At 36.6% G+C, this 14,042-nt stretch carries 11 protein-coding genes; 5 read left to right on the top strand and 6 right to left on the bottom strand.

Annotated elements, in window-relative coordinates:
* Nucleotides 1-54: 54 nt before the first annotated feature.
* The 5 genes from NHF50_RS11575 (at nucleotide 55) to NHF50_RS11555 (ending at nucleotide 4,960) form a co-directional block, all read left to right on the top strand.
* On the top strand, nucleotides 55-1,032 hold the full coding sequence (locus NHF50_RS11575; RefSeq protein WP_252776570.1) for a hypothetical protein: 978 nt from the start codon (nucleotides 55-57) through the stop codon (nucleotides 1,030-1,032).
* Between the two features lie 22 nt (nucleotides 1,033-1,054).
* On the top strand, nucleotides 1,055-2,542 hold the full coding sequence (locus NHF50_RS11570; protein ID WP_109569811.1) for an OmpP1/FadL family transporter: 1,488 nt from the start codon (nucleotides 1,055-1,057) through the stop codon (nucleotides 2,540-2,542).
* 152 nt (nucleotides 2,543-2,694) lie between these two features.
* Nucleotides 2,695-4,014 (top strand): 30S ribosomal protein S12 methylthiotransferase RimO, encoded by a 1,320-nt coding sequence (gene rimO, locus NHF50_RS11565; RefSeq protein WP_252776567.1) that lies wholly within the window; start codon nucleotides 2,695-2,697, stop codon nucleotides 4,012-4,014.
* 129 nt (nucleotides 4,015-4,143) lie between these two features.
* Nucleotides 4,144-4,380, top strand: coding sequence for a YdcH family protein (locus NHF50_RS11560; RefSeq protein ID WP_109569809.1), 237 nt, complete (start codon nucleotides 4,144-4,146; stop codon nucleotides 4,378-4,380).
* 103 nt (nucleotides 4,381-4,483) lie between these two features.
* Nucleotides 4,484-4,960, top strand: a complete 477-nt coding sequence (locus NHF50_RS11555) for a GyrI-like domain-containing protein (RefSeq protein WP_252776565.1) — start codon at nucleotides 4,484-4,486, stop codon at nucleotides 4,958-4,960.
* Here NHF50_RS11555 and NHF50_RS11550 read toward each other — a convergent pair.
* From NHF50_RS11550 to NHF50_RS11525, 6 genes are all read right to left on the bottom strand, one after another.
* Entirely contained in the window at nucleotides 4,957-6,048 is a 1,092-nt protein-coding gene (locus NHF50_RS11550; RefSeq protein ID WP_252776562.1) for a C40 family peptidase, read from the bottom strand. The two genes, NHF50_RS11555 and NHF50_RS11550, sit on opposite strands and share 4 nt — an antisense overlap.
* A 129-nt stretch (nucleotides 6,049-6,177) precedes the next feature.
* Entirely contained in the window at nucleotides 6,178-7,596 is a 1,419-nt protein-coding gene (locus tag NHF50_RS11545) for a rhodanese-like domain-containing protein (RefSeq protein WP_109569806.1), read from the bottom strand.
* A 182-nt stretch (nucleotides 7,597-7,778) separates the two neighbouring features.
* Nucleotides 7,779-9,320, bottom strand: a complete 1,542-nt coding sequence (locus NHF50_RS11540) for an acyl-CoA carboxylase subunit beta (RefSeq protein WP_252776560.1) — start codon at nucleotides 9,318-9,320, stop codon at nucleotides 7,779-7,781.
* A gap of 96 nt (nucleotides 9,321-9,416) precedes the next feature.
* Nucleotides 9,417-10,856: an acetyl-CoA carboxylase biotin carboxylase subunit gene (gene accC, locus NHF50_RS11535; RefSeq protein ID WP_252776557.1), complete on the bottom strand. Its 1,440-nt coding sequence runs from the start codon at nucleotides 10,854-10,856 to the stop codon at nucleotides 9,417-9,419.
* Nucleotides 10,857-10,958: 102 nt separating this feature from the next.
* Nucleotides 10,959-11,444, bottom strand: a complete 486-nt coding sequence (locus NHF50_RS11530; protein WP_109569803.1) for an acetyl-CoA carboxylase biotin carboxyl carrier protein subunit — start codon at nucleotides 11,442-11,444, stop codon at nucleotides 10,959-10,961.
* 90 nt (nucleotides 11,445-11,534) lie between these two features.
* Entirely contained in the window at nucleotides 11,535-13,754 is a 2,220-nt protein-coding gene (locus tag NHF50_RS11525; RefSeq protein WP_252776555.1) for a radical SAM protein, read from the bottom strand.
* Nucleotides 13,755-14,042: the final 288 nt, after the last annotated feature.

Genomic DNA, 14,042 nt, shown 5'->3' with positions numbered 1-14,042 from the left:
TTATTCGACAAAACTAACTAAATTTGTAATGTCCGACAATAAAAAAAACGCGTTATGAAAACTAAACTACATTTTTCCAGCAAAATCCAAATGATCTTTTCACTTGGAGCATTAGCTGTTTTTGTCGTTTCATGCGGTTCCTACCAAAATTCATCCTATTATGATAACGATGCAATTTACGGAAATGATGAACCCAGACAAGAGACAGTACAGTATAATGATTCGGAAGCAGATCAAAACGGTGAAGCTTATGCTCAAAAATTCCGTTTCATGCAAGATGAATATCAGCAACAATACGATTACTTCACTGATGTTGACCAATACTCTTCTCAAGAGAATGACACAGTTGTAACGGTTTACAAAAATAACTACAATGATTCTAATCAATACGCCGGTTGGGGGAGCAATGACCATGATGTAACTATAAATTATTACAACAACGGATGGTATGGTTGGAACAGTTGGTATTACCCTTATTACGGCGGATGGTACGGCGGTTACTACAATCCTAGTTGGTACTGGGGTTGGAATTCATGGTACGGACCTAGCTGGGGTGTAAGTTGGGGTTGGAATTCATGGTATGGTCCAGGATGGTATGGCGGTGGTTATTACCCATATTATGGCTATGGCTATGGTTATCCTTACTATTATGGAGGATATTATCATAGAAACGTTGTTTACAACAGCGGTCCTAGAGGTGGTAGTAATTATTATTATGGCAACGGCGGTCGCTACAGCACTGGTCGTAATGTTAACCTAAACAGAAGTTCAGGAAGCAGAAATACTTATTCAACCAGTAATTCTCGTTCCAGAAATACTTACAGCAATAGTCGAACCAATACCAATTCGACCCGAAATAATTATTCTACTCCTACAAGAAGTTCCAGCACTCGCAGCACCAACTACTCTACTCCGAGAAGTTCAAGCGGAAGTTATGGCGGTAGCAGATCCAGCGGAGGCTTCGGAGGCAGTCGTTCCAGCGGCGGTTTTAGTGGTGGTGGACGTTCTGGTGGCGGAGGACGTGGTCGTTAATTTAATTTTGAAAGTATAGGCTATGAAAAAAATATTATTATCATCCATTTTTTTATTGGGTTTATTCAGTCATGCCCAAGAAATAAGACAAGAAGACGGATTGCGATATGCGATACAAGATTTAACAGGAACAGCTCGTTTCAGAGCTATGAGTGGGGCTTTCGGTGCCGTAGGCGGTGATCTATCTGCTCTTAATGTGAATCCAGCGGGAAGTGCTGTTTTTAATAACAACTATGCCAGTTTTTCAGCTAGTAATTACAATACCAGCAATAAATCCAACTATTTTGGCCTAAGTACAAAAGAAAACAACTCCACCCTTGATATTAATCAGGCAGGAGCGGTTTTAGTTTTTAAAAATACAGATAACGCCAGTGACTGGAAAAAGTTCTCAATAGGGTTAAATTATGAAAACACCCATGATTTTGACAATGAAATCTTTATCGCCGGAACAAATCCTAACAACTCTATTTCTAATTATTTTTTAAATTATGCACAAGGAATTCCTGAATCCACTTTATCCAATTCAAATTATTACGATCTGAATTTTGGCGGGCAACAAGCTTTCCTTGGTTATCAAACATATTTGTTTGATCCTACTTCTGCCGGAGCTAATACTTACACAAGCAATGTTCCTCCCGGAAGTTATTACCAGGAAAATTATATTACAACTAGCGGTTTTAACGGTAAAGTAACCGGAAACTTTGCTACTTCTTACAAAGACCGTTTATTCATCGGGTTAAACTTAAATGCTCACTTCACAGATTATGTAAGAACAACTAATCTATATGAAAGTAATAACAATAACCCTAATTTAGGAGTTCAGGCTATTTACTTTGATAATGAAGTATATACTTATGGAACCGGATTTTCCTTTAACTTAGGAGCTATTGTAAAAGTAACAGACGCTTTAAGAGTTGGTGCTGCTTATGAATCGCCAACTTGGTACAGACTGCGAGATGAGTTAACACAATCTATAGATGCTTTTTCTAATGATGGTTCTACAACCTACCACGATTACTATTATCCGAATATCACGAACATTTATCCGGTTTATAAAGTACAAACACCCAGTAAATGGACAGGTAGTGCCGCTTATATTTTCGGACAAAAAGGACTAATCAGTGCTGATGTTTCTTATAAAGACTACAGTAGTATTGAGTTTAAACCGAAAAATGAAGATGTATACCAAAATCTGAATATGGCTAACAGTAACTTATTAACAGACGCTATTGAAGTTCGTGTAGGTGGTGAATATAAATTCAAACAATGGAGTTTCAGAGCCGGTTATCGTTTTGAAGAAAGCCCGTATAAAGTAGATTATGCTATGGGAGATCTAACAGGATATACCGGAGGACTTGGCTATAGTTTCGGGGAAAGCAGAATAGACCTGGCTTATTCCAATGCTCATAGAAATTACAATCAATATTTAATTTCTTCAGGGATGAACGATACAGCCCGAATAAGAACTACACAAAACAATGTTACACTAACATATTCGATCAACTTTTAATAAGACAAAACAAGATACACTTTAAACCCGACAGCAATTTGCCTGTCGGGTTTCTTTTTTAGAAAAGATTAGCTTGCTTTTCAGTTTTTTACGTAATTTTGCACCCGCTCAATTCTTTCGGTTTAACAGAGCGAAACTAATTTTTTAATTCTATGAGAACCAAATCATTAAAGAAAAATAAAATCAATGTAGTTACACTAGGTTGTTCCAAAAACGTTTACGATAGCGAAGTTTTAATGGGACAATTGAAAGCTAATGGTAAAGAAGTCACACATGAAGCAACAAATGACGAAGGGAATATCATTGTAATCAATACTTGTGGTTTTATTGACAATGCAAAGGAAGAATCGGTTAATATGATCTTAGAATATGCCGATAAAAAAGAACAAGGTTTGGTTGACAAAGTGTTTGTTACCGGATGTTTGTCAGAACGTTACAAACCCGATTTAGAAAAAGAAATTCCAAATGTGGATCAATTTTTCGGAACAACGGAACTACCACTATTATTAAAAGCACTCGGAGCTGACTATAAACATGAATTAATCGGAGAACGCTTAACCACTACTCCTAAAAATTATGCTTATCTGAAAATTTCTGAGGGTTGTGACAGACCTTGTAGTTTTTGTGCTATTCCTTTAATGCGAGGAAAACACGTTTCTACTCCGATTGAAAAATTAGTTATAGAAGCTGAAAAATTAGCAAAGAACGGAGTCAAAGAATTGATCTTAATCGCTCAGGATTTAACATATTACGGTTTAGACCAATACAAAAAAAGAAATCTTGCCGAACTTTTAGAGGCTTTAGTTAAAGTAGAAGGTATTGAATGGATTCGTTTGCATTATGCCTTTCCTACCGGTTTTCCTATGGATGTCTTAGAGCTCATGAAACGCGAACCTAAGATCTGTAATTACTTAGATATTCCTTTACAGCATATTTCAGACAATATTTTGAAATCAATGCGTCGCGGAACTACCTACGAAAAAACAACTAATTTGTTAAAAGAGTTTCGAAAAGCTGTTCCGGGAATGGCCATTCGTACAACCTTGATCGTTGGCTATCCGGGTGAAACTGAAGAAGATTTTGAAATTTTGAAGAACTGGGTTCAGGAAATGCGTTTTGAACGCTTAGGCTGCTTTACCTATTCGCATGAAGAAAATACCCACGCCTATCTATTAGAAGATAATGTACCTGAAGAAGTAAAACGTGAGCGCGCTAATGAGATCATGGATATTCAGGCGCAAATTTCATGGGAATTGAATCAGGAAAAGATCGGTCAAACGTTTCGTTGTGTAATTGACCGTAAAGAAGGACAATATTTTATAGGCCGAACAGAATTTGACAGTCCGGATGTGGATAATGAAGTTTTGGTTGACGCTTCCAAATTTTATTTAAAAACCGGTGATTTTATTGACCTTACAATCATTGATGCTACGGAATTTGACCTTTATGCCGAACCGACAACCTTGAATTAAATAAAAAAGCTGATATATTTATAGAAAATCCTTGCCAAAAAGCAAGGATTTTTTTTGATACATGATAAATATCATATCTTATATTGATCGTTACACTTACTTTTGACCTAAACAAATCGTAACCCGAATATGATTACCAAACATAATTTATCAGATGAATTCCCTGAATTTTCAGAAAGGATAACGTCTTTAAAAGCAACGAATGCCCACTTTAAAAAATTATTTGAAACCTATGATGAATTAGAGCAATCTATTTATCGCATTGAAACTGATACTGAGCCAACTTCAGACAACGTGTTAAATAATTTAAGAATTGAGCGGGTTAGCTTAAAAGACGAAATTTATCAGTTTATAATAAGACATTAGTTCTTTTTCATAAGATTAGCTTTATTAGTTAATCCATAGTTTTCAATCCGAAATCCTCATCATTTTTGGTGAGGATTTTTTATTTTTGAAAAAAATTAAACCTATGTTTTTACGAATCGAAACAACAAAAGCTAAAAAATTAATCGGTTTTTCAACCACCACCTCTTTAGCTGAGGATAAAACAGCAACTATCTGGAAACAATTAATGCCCAGACTAAAGGAAATTCACAATGCTGTTTCTGCCGATTTATTCTCTTTACAGGTTTATGATTTCAAAACTCTGCAGGAATTCACTCCTTTTACTGAGTTTACCAAATATGCTTTAGTAGAAGTTAAAGATTTTTATCGGGTTCCGGAAGGTTTTAAGACTTTTGAACTTCCTGAAGGCGATTATGCTGTTTTTCTACACAAAGGAACACATGCCGATTTTGTAAAGACTTCTCAATATATCTTTGGCGAATGGATACCAGAAAACGGTTACACCGTAGATGACAGTCCACACTTTGAAGTTTTGGGTGATCTGTATAAAAATGACCATCCGGAAAGCCAGGAAGAAGTATGGATTCCGATCAAACGTTAGTTCAGTACCCTGCTGATCTGTGCAAACCTCTTTTTATAATATGCCTCACTTAAAGACGAAATGGTAACACCGCTTGACGTAGATGAATGAATAAATTTTATATCATGATCCGTTACTTCCGTAATCATTCCCACATGACTGATCCGACTTTTACTGGTAGTATAGAAAAAAATAAGATCTCCTTTTTGCGCTTCAGTTTTATCTACTTTAAAACCATATCGAGCCATTTCGTAAGAAGAACGTGGTAATTCCATATCAACTTCTCTAAAAGTAGTACACATTAATCCCGAGCAGTCAAAACCTGCTGTTGTGGTACCTCCGCTACGATAACGTACCCCTAAATATCCCGATGCCTTGGAGATCAGAATAGTTGCTTTATCTGAAACCTCTGCCTCATTCCCGGTTTCTGAAACAATATCCTCTTTCTCTTCAGGCACTACTGCAATCTCTTCAATTGTTGTAGAAATGGATGATTCTCCTTTTCTAATAATTAAATGATAGCCTATTGGTAAATTGCGTTTTACCTCCGGATTCAACTTTTTTAATTCCTTAACTGAGGTATGGTACTTTTTAGCAATTCGGTATAGTGTTTCTTTTGGTTCTACTTCATGGATCAAATCCTGATCGTCGTCCTCCTCATTTGAATCCGGGATCTCTACAACAGAATTATTCGATGTACCGGTTTCTTCATCAGCTATTACATACTGATCTGATTTGAGTTTTACAACGTCTCCTATTTTCAGATCCTCTGCTTTTAAATCAGGATTATACAACTGTAAATCAGATACTTTTAATTGGTATTTTCGGGCTATGCTATAAAAAGAATCTCCTTTAGCAATTGTATGTGTCTGCGGAACAACCAAAACAGAAGACTGATCCTCTTTTACCGGTATAGTCAATACCTTTCCTATGGCTAATGGCTTCTCTTTTATAGAAGGATTAGCATCAAAAATATCTTTTTCTTTGACCTTGTATTTTTTTGCTATTCCATAGACTGTCTCTCCGGAACTAACCTTGTGTTTTAGTTCTTGGGCACAGATCAACTGAATGCTGACCAACAAACATACTACTACAAATAGCCTTTTCATTGTTTAAGAATTGAAGTGGCAAGGTAATAAATAAATTTCCACAAAAACAACCCTCATTAAGTTTTAAAAGAATCCGGCCCGAAATTCTTTAGAATCTTCGGGCCAAAACTCCTTCTATCAACAACCCAATTATAATAATGTAGTAGGACATACATATTCCGAACACGGAATAGTTGTCCTCTCTGCAATTTCTTTAAAACCTCCGATTACGTCGACAAAATTAGTAAAGCCGTTTTGGCGTAAAATAGATGCCGCAATCATACTACGATATCCGCCGGCACAGAAAAGGATAACGAATTTATCTTTCGGAAATTGATCCAATGATTGATACAATCGGTTCAAAGGAATATTAATTGAACCTTCCACATGCTCTGCATCATATTCACTTTTCTTTCTGATATCTATTAAAACAGAATCAACTGAAGTCATCATTTCCTGCATTTCTTCTGCCGAAATACGAGATTGTTCACTAACCGGTTTTCCTTCTTTACGCCATTGTTCTATCCCTCCTTTTAAATACCCGATGGTATGGTCATATCCTACTCTAGATAAACGGATCATACATTCTTCTTCCCTTCCCGAATCGGTCACTAATACAATTTTCTGATTAATATCTGAAATCATTTCGCCAACCCACATGGCAAAACTCCCATCGATTCCGATATTTAAGCTTTTAGCAATAAAAGCAGCGGAAAAATCAGAAGCATTTCTCGTGTCTAAGATCAGTGTATCTTCTTGTTGGATCACTTTTTCAAATTCAGTTACCGACAATGGTGTTTTAGCACGTTTTAAAACCTCATCTAAAGATTCGTATCCTTTAAGGTTCATCACCACATTTTTAGGAAAATATCCCGGTGGCATTACCAATCCATTCAATAATTCATTTACGAATTCATCTTCTGTCATATCCGGACGAAGGGCATAATTCGTTTTCTTTTGGTTCCCTAAAGTATCGGTAGTTTCCTTGCTCATTTTTTTACCACAAGCACTTCCTGCACCATGATTAGGGTATACTATGAGATCATCTGCCAAAGGCATAATTTTTTCGCGTAACGAATGGTATAACATTCGTGCTAATTTATCCTGAGTCAGATCTGCAATAACATGTTGGGCTAAATCCGGACGACCTACATCGCCAATAAACAAAGTATCACCGGAAATAATCCCATGTTCTTTCCCTGTTTCATCAATTAATAAATAAGTCGTACTTTCTAATGTGTGTCCGGGAGTATGAATTGCCTTGATTTGGCACTTACCCAATTGAAAAACCTCACCATCAGAGGCAATATGTGCTTCAAATCCCGGTTTGGCCGTTGGCCCGTAGACAATAGTTGCACCGGTTTTATGGGCTAAGTCTAAATGTCCCGAAACAAAGTCAGCATGAAAATGCGTCTCAAAAACATATTTAATTTTTGCGTTATCTTTTGCAGCTTTATCGATATAAGGTTGCACTTCACGTAAAGGGTCAAAAATTGCTACTTCTCCGTTGCTTTCTACATAATACGCAGCATGTGCAATACAGCCGGTGTAAATTTGTTCTACCTTCATACTTTTACATCAATTTTGTCTTTGCAAGATAATTCGGTTTTATAGGACAAAAAATGATAAATATCAGGCATAAAAAAACTGCCTCAAAAAAGAGTTATTTCTTTTGAAATTCTATTCTTTAAAAAATTAAAGCTCTTAGAAAATCGGTTTGAAATGACAAATTTTGAGACAGTCTTTATAGATTACAACGGAATGTTTCCGTGTTTTCTTTTTGGTGTGTCTACCACTTTATTTTCTAAAATACTGAATGCTTTTAGTAATTTTCTACGCGTTTGATTCGGTAAAATTACCTCATCAATAAATCCGCGTTTAGCTGCACTATACGGATTAGCAAATAACTCAGCATATTCTGCTTCTTTTTCTGCTAATTTCGCTACCGGATCAGCCGCTTCGCTAATTTCTTTTTTGAAAATAATCTCTGAAGCACCTTTTGCTCCCATCACCGCAATTTCGGCTGTTGGCCAAGCAAAGTTAAAATCAGCACCAATGTGTTTTGAGTTCATTACGTCATAAGCTCCACCATAGGCTTTACGCGTAATTACGGTGACTCTTGGTACAGTAGCTTCACTAAATGCATATAATAACTTGGCTCCGTGCGTAATAATTCCGTTCCACTCCTGATCTGTTCCCGGTAAGAATCCCGGAACGTCTTCTAACACTAATAACGGAATGTTGAACGCATCACAAAAACGCACAAAACGCGCTCCTTTGATCGAACTATTTACATCTAAGCATCCGGCTAAAACCATAGGCTGATTGGCAACAACTCCTATACTTCTTCCGCCTAAACGTGCAAAACCTACAATGATGTTTTCTGCAAAGTTTTTATGCACTTCATAGAAACTGTCTTCATCAATGATCCCTTTGATCACATCGTGCATATCATAGGGTTTATTGGCATTATCCGGAACGATCGTGTCCAATTGTTCACGGATTTCTTCACCTAAGGTATATGGTAATTTAGGTGTTGTTTCTTTATTATTTTGCGGAACGTAACTTAACAAACGTTTGATATCTTCCAAACATTCTACTCCGTTAGGAGAGGTAATATGTGCCACACCCGATTTTGTAGAATGCGTACTTGCACCTCCTAATTCTTCTGAAGTTACTTCTTCATTGGTTACTGTTTTTACAACATTTGGTCCGGTTACAAACATATAACTGTTGTTTTCCACCATAATGGTAAAATCGGTCATTGCCGGAGAATATACTGCCCCACCGGCACATGGTCCCATAATAGCTGAAATTTGCGGAATTACTCCGGAAGCTTGTACATTTCTATAGAAAATATCAGCATAACCACCTAATGAGCGAACTCCTTCTTGAATACGTGCTCCACCGGAATCATTTAAACCGATCATTGGTGTTCCTGTTTTTAAAGCCATATCCATTACTTTGCATATCTTTTCAGCATGCGTTTCTGAAAGCGAACCTCCGAAAACTGTAAAATCCTGTGCAAAAACATAAACCGGGCGACCGTTAATTGTTCCGTAACCGGTCACTACACCGTCACCATAATAGGTTTCTTTTTCCATACCGAAATCAGTCGTACGGTGAGTAACTAACATTCCGATTTCTTCAAAAGAGCCTTCGTCTAATAAATAGGTTACACGCTCGCGAGCGGTTAATTTCTTTTTAGCATGTTGGGATACTATTCTTTTTTCGCCTCCTCCTAATTGGGCTAAGGCAATTTTATCTTGTAATGATTTGATTTTATCTTCCATATTCTTTAAGATGAAAGAAGAAAGAAAAAGAGAAAAAGAGAAAAAAATTTATTTCAAACTTATCACCTCTGCTTCTTGCTTCTTGTTCCTTTTTTCTTAATTAGGTAAACGAACTATTTTCTGATCTTCTAAATATTGTTTCAAAGCTACTAATGCCGCTATTTCTGCTTCCTTCTCAGCTTGTACTTTTAACACTTCGCTGTCATAGTATTTTTTAACGAAATTGGTATCAAAATTTCCGCTTCTGAAGGCTTCATGCTCCATAACAAATGTTCCGAACGGCAATGTTGTACTTACTCCTTCTACATGGTACATATCGATTGCCTCTTTCATTCTTTGGATGGCTTCTTCACGAGTTTTCCCATAAGTAATCAATTTTGACAGCATCGGATCGTAATAAATCGGCACATCCATTCCTTGTTCAAAACCGTTATCTACACGGATACCATCCCCCACCGGAATCTGATAGGTTGACAGATGTCCTACACTTGGCAAGAAATCATTTAACGGGTCTTCCGCATACACTCGCAATTCCATAGCATGCCCTTTAATCTGTAAGTCTTCTTGTTTTACCTGAAGTGCTTCGCCACGAGCTACACGAATTTGCATTTCTACCAAATCCATTCCTGTAATCAATTCCGTTACCGGGTGCTCTACTTGTAAACGTGTGTTCATTTCTAAGAAATAGAAATTTTTATTTTCGTCTAATAAAAACTCAACCGTTCCCGCTCCTAAATAATCACAAGATTGCGCTACTTTAACAGCAGCTTCTCCCATCGCCTTGCGAATTTCCGGTGTCAATACTGATGAAGGGGCTTCTTCCACCACCTTTTGGTGACGACGTTGAATGGAACATTCTCTTTCGAAAAGGTATAAAATATTTCCGTGACTATCTGCCATTATCTGAATTTCGATATGACGGGGTGAGGTTACAAATTTTTCAATAAATACAGAACCATCCCCGAAAGCTGAAGTGGCTTCTGAAATAGCACGATTCATCTGTGATTCAAATTCGCTTTCTTTTTCTACTACACGCATTCCTTTTCCGCCACCTCCGGCAGAAGCTTTAATCAAGATAGGAAAACCAATTTGTTTCGCTACTTCTTTGGCTTTTGCCACGTCTGTAATAGCTTCATCCAATCCCGGAACCATTGGGATATTGTACTCTTTAACAGCATCTTTAGCTGCTAATTTGCTCCCCATAATATGGATCGCTTTTGATTTAGGCCCGATGAATGTAATGTTATTTTTTTCTGCTAACTCAGCAAAATCGGCATTTTCACTTAAAAATCCGTATCCCGGGTGAATTCCGTCTACATCTAATTCTTTACAAACTTCAATGATCTTATCTCCTCTTAAATACGATTGGTTAGAAGGGGCTTCCCCGATACAAACGGCTTCGTCGGCAAATTTTACGTGAGGTGCATTTCTATCGGCAACAGAATAAACCGCTACAGTTTTAATTCCCATTTTTTTTGCCGTTTTCATAACACGAAGGGCAATTTCCCCTCTATTGGCAACTAATATTTTTTTCATATTCTATTCAGATAAAAGATGTAAGAGTATTACATTGAAAAAAAAGACTGCTGTTTGAGCCACTCTTTCTCATTTCTTTGTTCTTGCACCTTGTTTCTATTTTTATTCGAATTCAATTAATAATTGTCCTTTTTCTACTGCATTTCCTTTTTGAACGGTTATCGATTTGATAACACCGTCTCTTGGCGAAGCAATACTATTTTCCATTTTCATGGCTTCCAGGATCAGTAATTGGTCATTTTCTTTTACTTCCTGTCCGACTTCAACCGAAATCTCCAGAATTAAGCCCGGCATCGGTGCTTTAATAGCATTGATCTGTTTTGATTTTCCGATCTCGAAGCCCATCTCTTTGATAAGAGCATCCAGCTCGTCTCCGATTTTTACAGTGTAGGTATTGTTATTCACCTTTACTGTATAGTTTTTCCGGATAAAATCTGCCGAAACCATTTCGACTTGAAAAGGGGTGTGATTTTTAAGTACGTGATACTTGTTTCCTTCTACGCTAATTGCGTCTAAATGAGAAACTTTTTCCTGATCAGCCTCAAACTGAAAAGTGTTGTTTACGTTTAACTTATAATGATTACTCATATTTTACTTTTTTAAAAAGAATTGTAAAATTAAGTAAAAGAAAACGTTTTCGTGTTCTAAAAAAATACAAATTATGGTAAATAAATATAGCTATAAGACCAGAAGCCCTGCCATCCTTAGGTTTTGCATGGGTTTGGAAAACCAAAATAATTCGAAGTCATCAAAACATTCGTCAAAGCTGTTTTTCCATTCAGAGAGCAATACTTTCTGATTTGACGATGGCGTAAGCAAAGGTAGTTGTTCTAAAAGCCAATCGCCTTGTTCTTTTTCTAAAGTTATTGAAAATGAATTGCTTTTGGTCTCAAAATGTAGCATCAAATTATCAAAAACTCTACCTTTTTTCTGTTTTCTAACGTGTTCAGCCCTTGGCATAGCGCCTAAAAAGAGTAATCTTGCATTTGGTCTTATTTTAAAATTCTCTTCTTTAGTAATGGAATCATGAATATAGTCCGGATGAATTTTTGTTCCGGGAATTTTAAAATCGAACCAATCTTGTAAATCATAATCAAAACAAATACCGTGCATGTAATTGAACAATGATTTCTTCAGTCCGAAACTAAATTTATCATGATTGATTCCGGTTTTGTCTTTGAATTGGATATCGTTATTCGCAAATGATATCTCTTTTACGTCGGGAATTACGCCAAATTCTTCCGGGTTCAATCCCACCGGACTATGAGCCGTCATGGCAAATTGATGCCAAAAACCGCTTTGTAGAATACCGAGTTCAAACATTTGACGTACCATTTCCAGGCTATCCACAGTTTCCTGAACGGTTTGCGTAGGATAACCATACATTAAATAGGCATGAACCATGATACCGCTTTCAGTAAAATTTCGGGTAACCTGTGCCACTTGTTCTACAGTAACACCTTTTTTAATCAATTCCAGTAAGCGATCGGAAGCAACTTCCAATCCGCCGGAAACGGCAATACAACCCGACTCTTTCAGCAAAAAACACAAATCGCGAGTGAAACTTTTTTCAAAACGAATATTCGTCCACCAAGTCACAACCAGATTACGACGTAAAATTTCCAAAGCTAATTCACGCATTAAAGCCGGCGGTGCTGCTTCATCTACAAAGTGAAATCCGGTTTCATCTGTTTGTGCTATAATTTCTTCCATTCTGTCGACTAAAATCTTAGCATGAACGGGTTCGTAAACTTTAATATAATCTAACGAAATATCGCAAAACGTACATTTCCCCCAATAGCAACCATGTGCCATCGTTAGTTTATTCCAACGACCGTCACTCCACAAACTATGCATAGGATTGGCAACCTCTATTACTGAAATGTATTTATCTAACCATAAATCAGAATAATCAGGAGCTCCCACTTCATTTTGTTTGTAATCGCGTAATGTTGTATCGTTTTTATAAACTACTTGATTGTTTTCTAGCAATAAGGTTCTTTTGTATTCTTTTGATGCGATTTCTCCTTCGTCGAAATGACAACTATTGCGATACAATAATTCCACTGGTAATTCGCCGTCATCTAAGGTAATAAAATCGAAGAATTCAAACACTCTTTCGTCTTTTAGATCGCGAAGTTCAGTATTGGGAAAGCCCCCTCCCATTGCTATTTTAATCTCGGGAAAATTGGTTTTTAAAAACTGAGCACAACGAAAAGCGCTGTATAAATTTCCCGGAAACGGCACTGAAAAACAAACTAATTTAGGTTGGATTGTCAGTATCTTATCTTTGAAGATCGAAAGTGTAATCTCATCAATGTAAGTTGGTTTTGTATTTAAAACTTCATACAATTCGTCAAATGAATTGGCACTTCGCCCCAAACGTTCGGCATAACGACTAAATCCAAAATTTTCATCAACACATTCAACTATAAAGTCCGACAAATCTTCAAGATATAGCGTGGCCAAATGTTTCGCTTTATCCTGCATTCCCATGTTTCCAAAAGCCCATTCCATATCGTCGAGCTGTTGAAAACGAGAAGCTTCCGGCAGAAAATTACCACTGCAGATCTGTCTGGCTAATGAAGGGTTTTTATCTTGAAGGAAGGCGATTACAGCATCTATGGTTTTGATGTATTCTGTTTGTAAAGCAAGAATCCTTTGTGAGTTTTCAGAATAAGCTTCAAAAAAAGTTCTCGACTCCGCCTGAACGGACACTAAATGAAAAATATCTTCTAACCCTTTCTTTGAAAACAATGCTAAAATCACTTCAATTCCTAAATCCATTTGGAACGAAGAAATCTCTTGTGTATTCAAAAAACCTTTTAAATAAGCAGTGGCCGGATACGGAGTATTCAACTGTGTAAAAGGAGGTGTTATCAGGAAGATGTCTTTCAAAATATTTTTCTGCAAAGTTAATATTCCTGAATAATTATAAATATTTTTTATACAGGATGATTTACAAAACTTCTTGTTTTTGTAAAAACCAGCTTCATGAAAAAGCTATTTCCCTTAATAATCCTTGTTTTAATACTGTTTTCATATGATGAAAAAATGCCTATAAACCCAACTTAACTAAGGATAAGAGGCGACATCAAAAAAATTATTGATATTGAATAAGAGATTAACAGTCAGGAAGTAAATACAAGTATGTGAAACGCTTTTGAAATAATCTCTATCCTCAAA

Source organism: Flavobacterium sp. NRK F10, from assembly GCF_024054235.1.
Classification (GTDB): Bacteria; Bacteroidota; Bacteroidia; order Flavobacteriales; family Flavobacteriaceae; genus Flavobacterium; species Flavobacterium sediminis.
Note: the sequence above shows the minus strand (reverse complement) of the source record. Positions and strands in the feature narration are given on the sequence as shown.

Excerpts from the sequence above, each read along its gene's own strand:
- NHF50_RS11570 (WP_109569811.1), top strand. The coding sequence starts at position 1,055 with ATGAAAAAAATATTATTATCATCCATTTTTTTATTGGGTTTATTCAGT.
- NHF50_RS11540 (WP_252776560.1), bottom strand. The coding sequence starts at position 9,320 with ATGGAAGATAAAATCAAATCATTACAAGATAAAATTGCCTTAGCCCAA.
- NHF50_RS11560 (WP_109569809.1), top strand. The coding sequence starts at position 4,144 with ATGATTACCAAACATAATTTATCAGATGAATTCCCTGAATTTTCAGAA.
- NHF50_RS11575 (WP_252776570.1), top strand. The coding sequence starts at position 55 with ATGAAAACTAAACTACATTTTTCCAGCAAAATCCAAATGATCTTTTCA.
- NHF50_RS11545 (WP_109569806.1), bottom strand. The coding sequence starts at position 7,596 with ATGAAGGTAGAACAAATTTACACCGGCTGTATTGCACATGCTGCGTAT.
- accC (WP_252776557.1), bottom strand. The coding sequence starts at position 10,856 with ATGAAAAAAATATTAGTTGCCAATAGAGGGGAAATTGCCCTTCGTGTT.
- NHF50_RS11555 (WP_252776565.1), top strand. The coding sequence starts at position 4,484 with ATGTTTTTACGAATCGAAACAACAAAAGCTAAAAAATTAATCGGTTTT.
- NHF50_RS11550 (WP_252776562.1), bottom strand. The coding sequence starts at position 6,048 with ATGAAAAGGCTATTTGTAGTAGTATGTTTGTTGGTCAGCATTCAGTTG.
- NHF50_RS11530 (WP_109569803.1), bottom strand. The coding sequence starts at position 11,444 with ATGAGTAATCATTATAAGTTAAACGTAAACAACACTTTTCAGTTTGAG.
- rimO (WP_252776567.1), top strand. The coding sequence starts at position 2,695 with ATGAGAACCAAATCATTAAAGAAAAATAAAATCAATGTAGTTACACTA.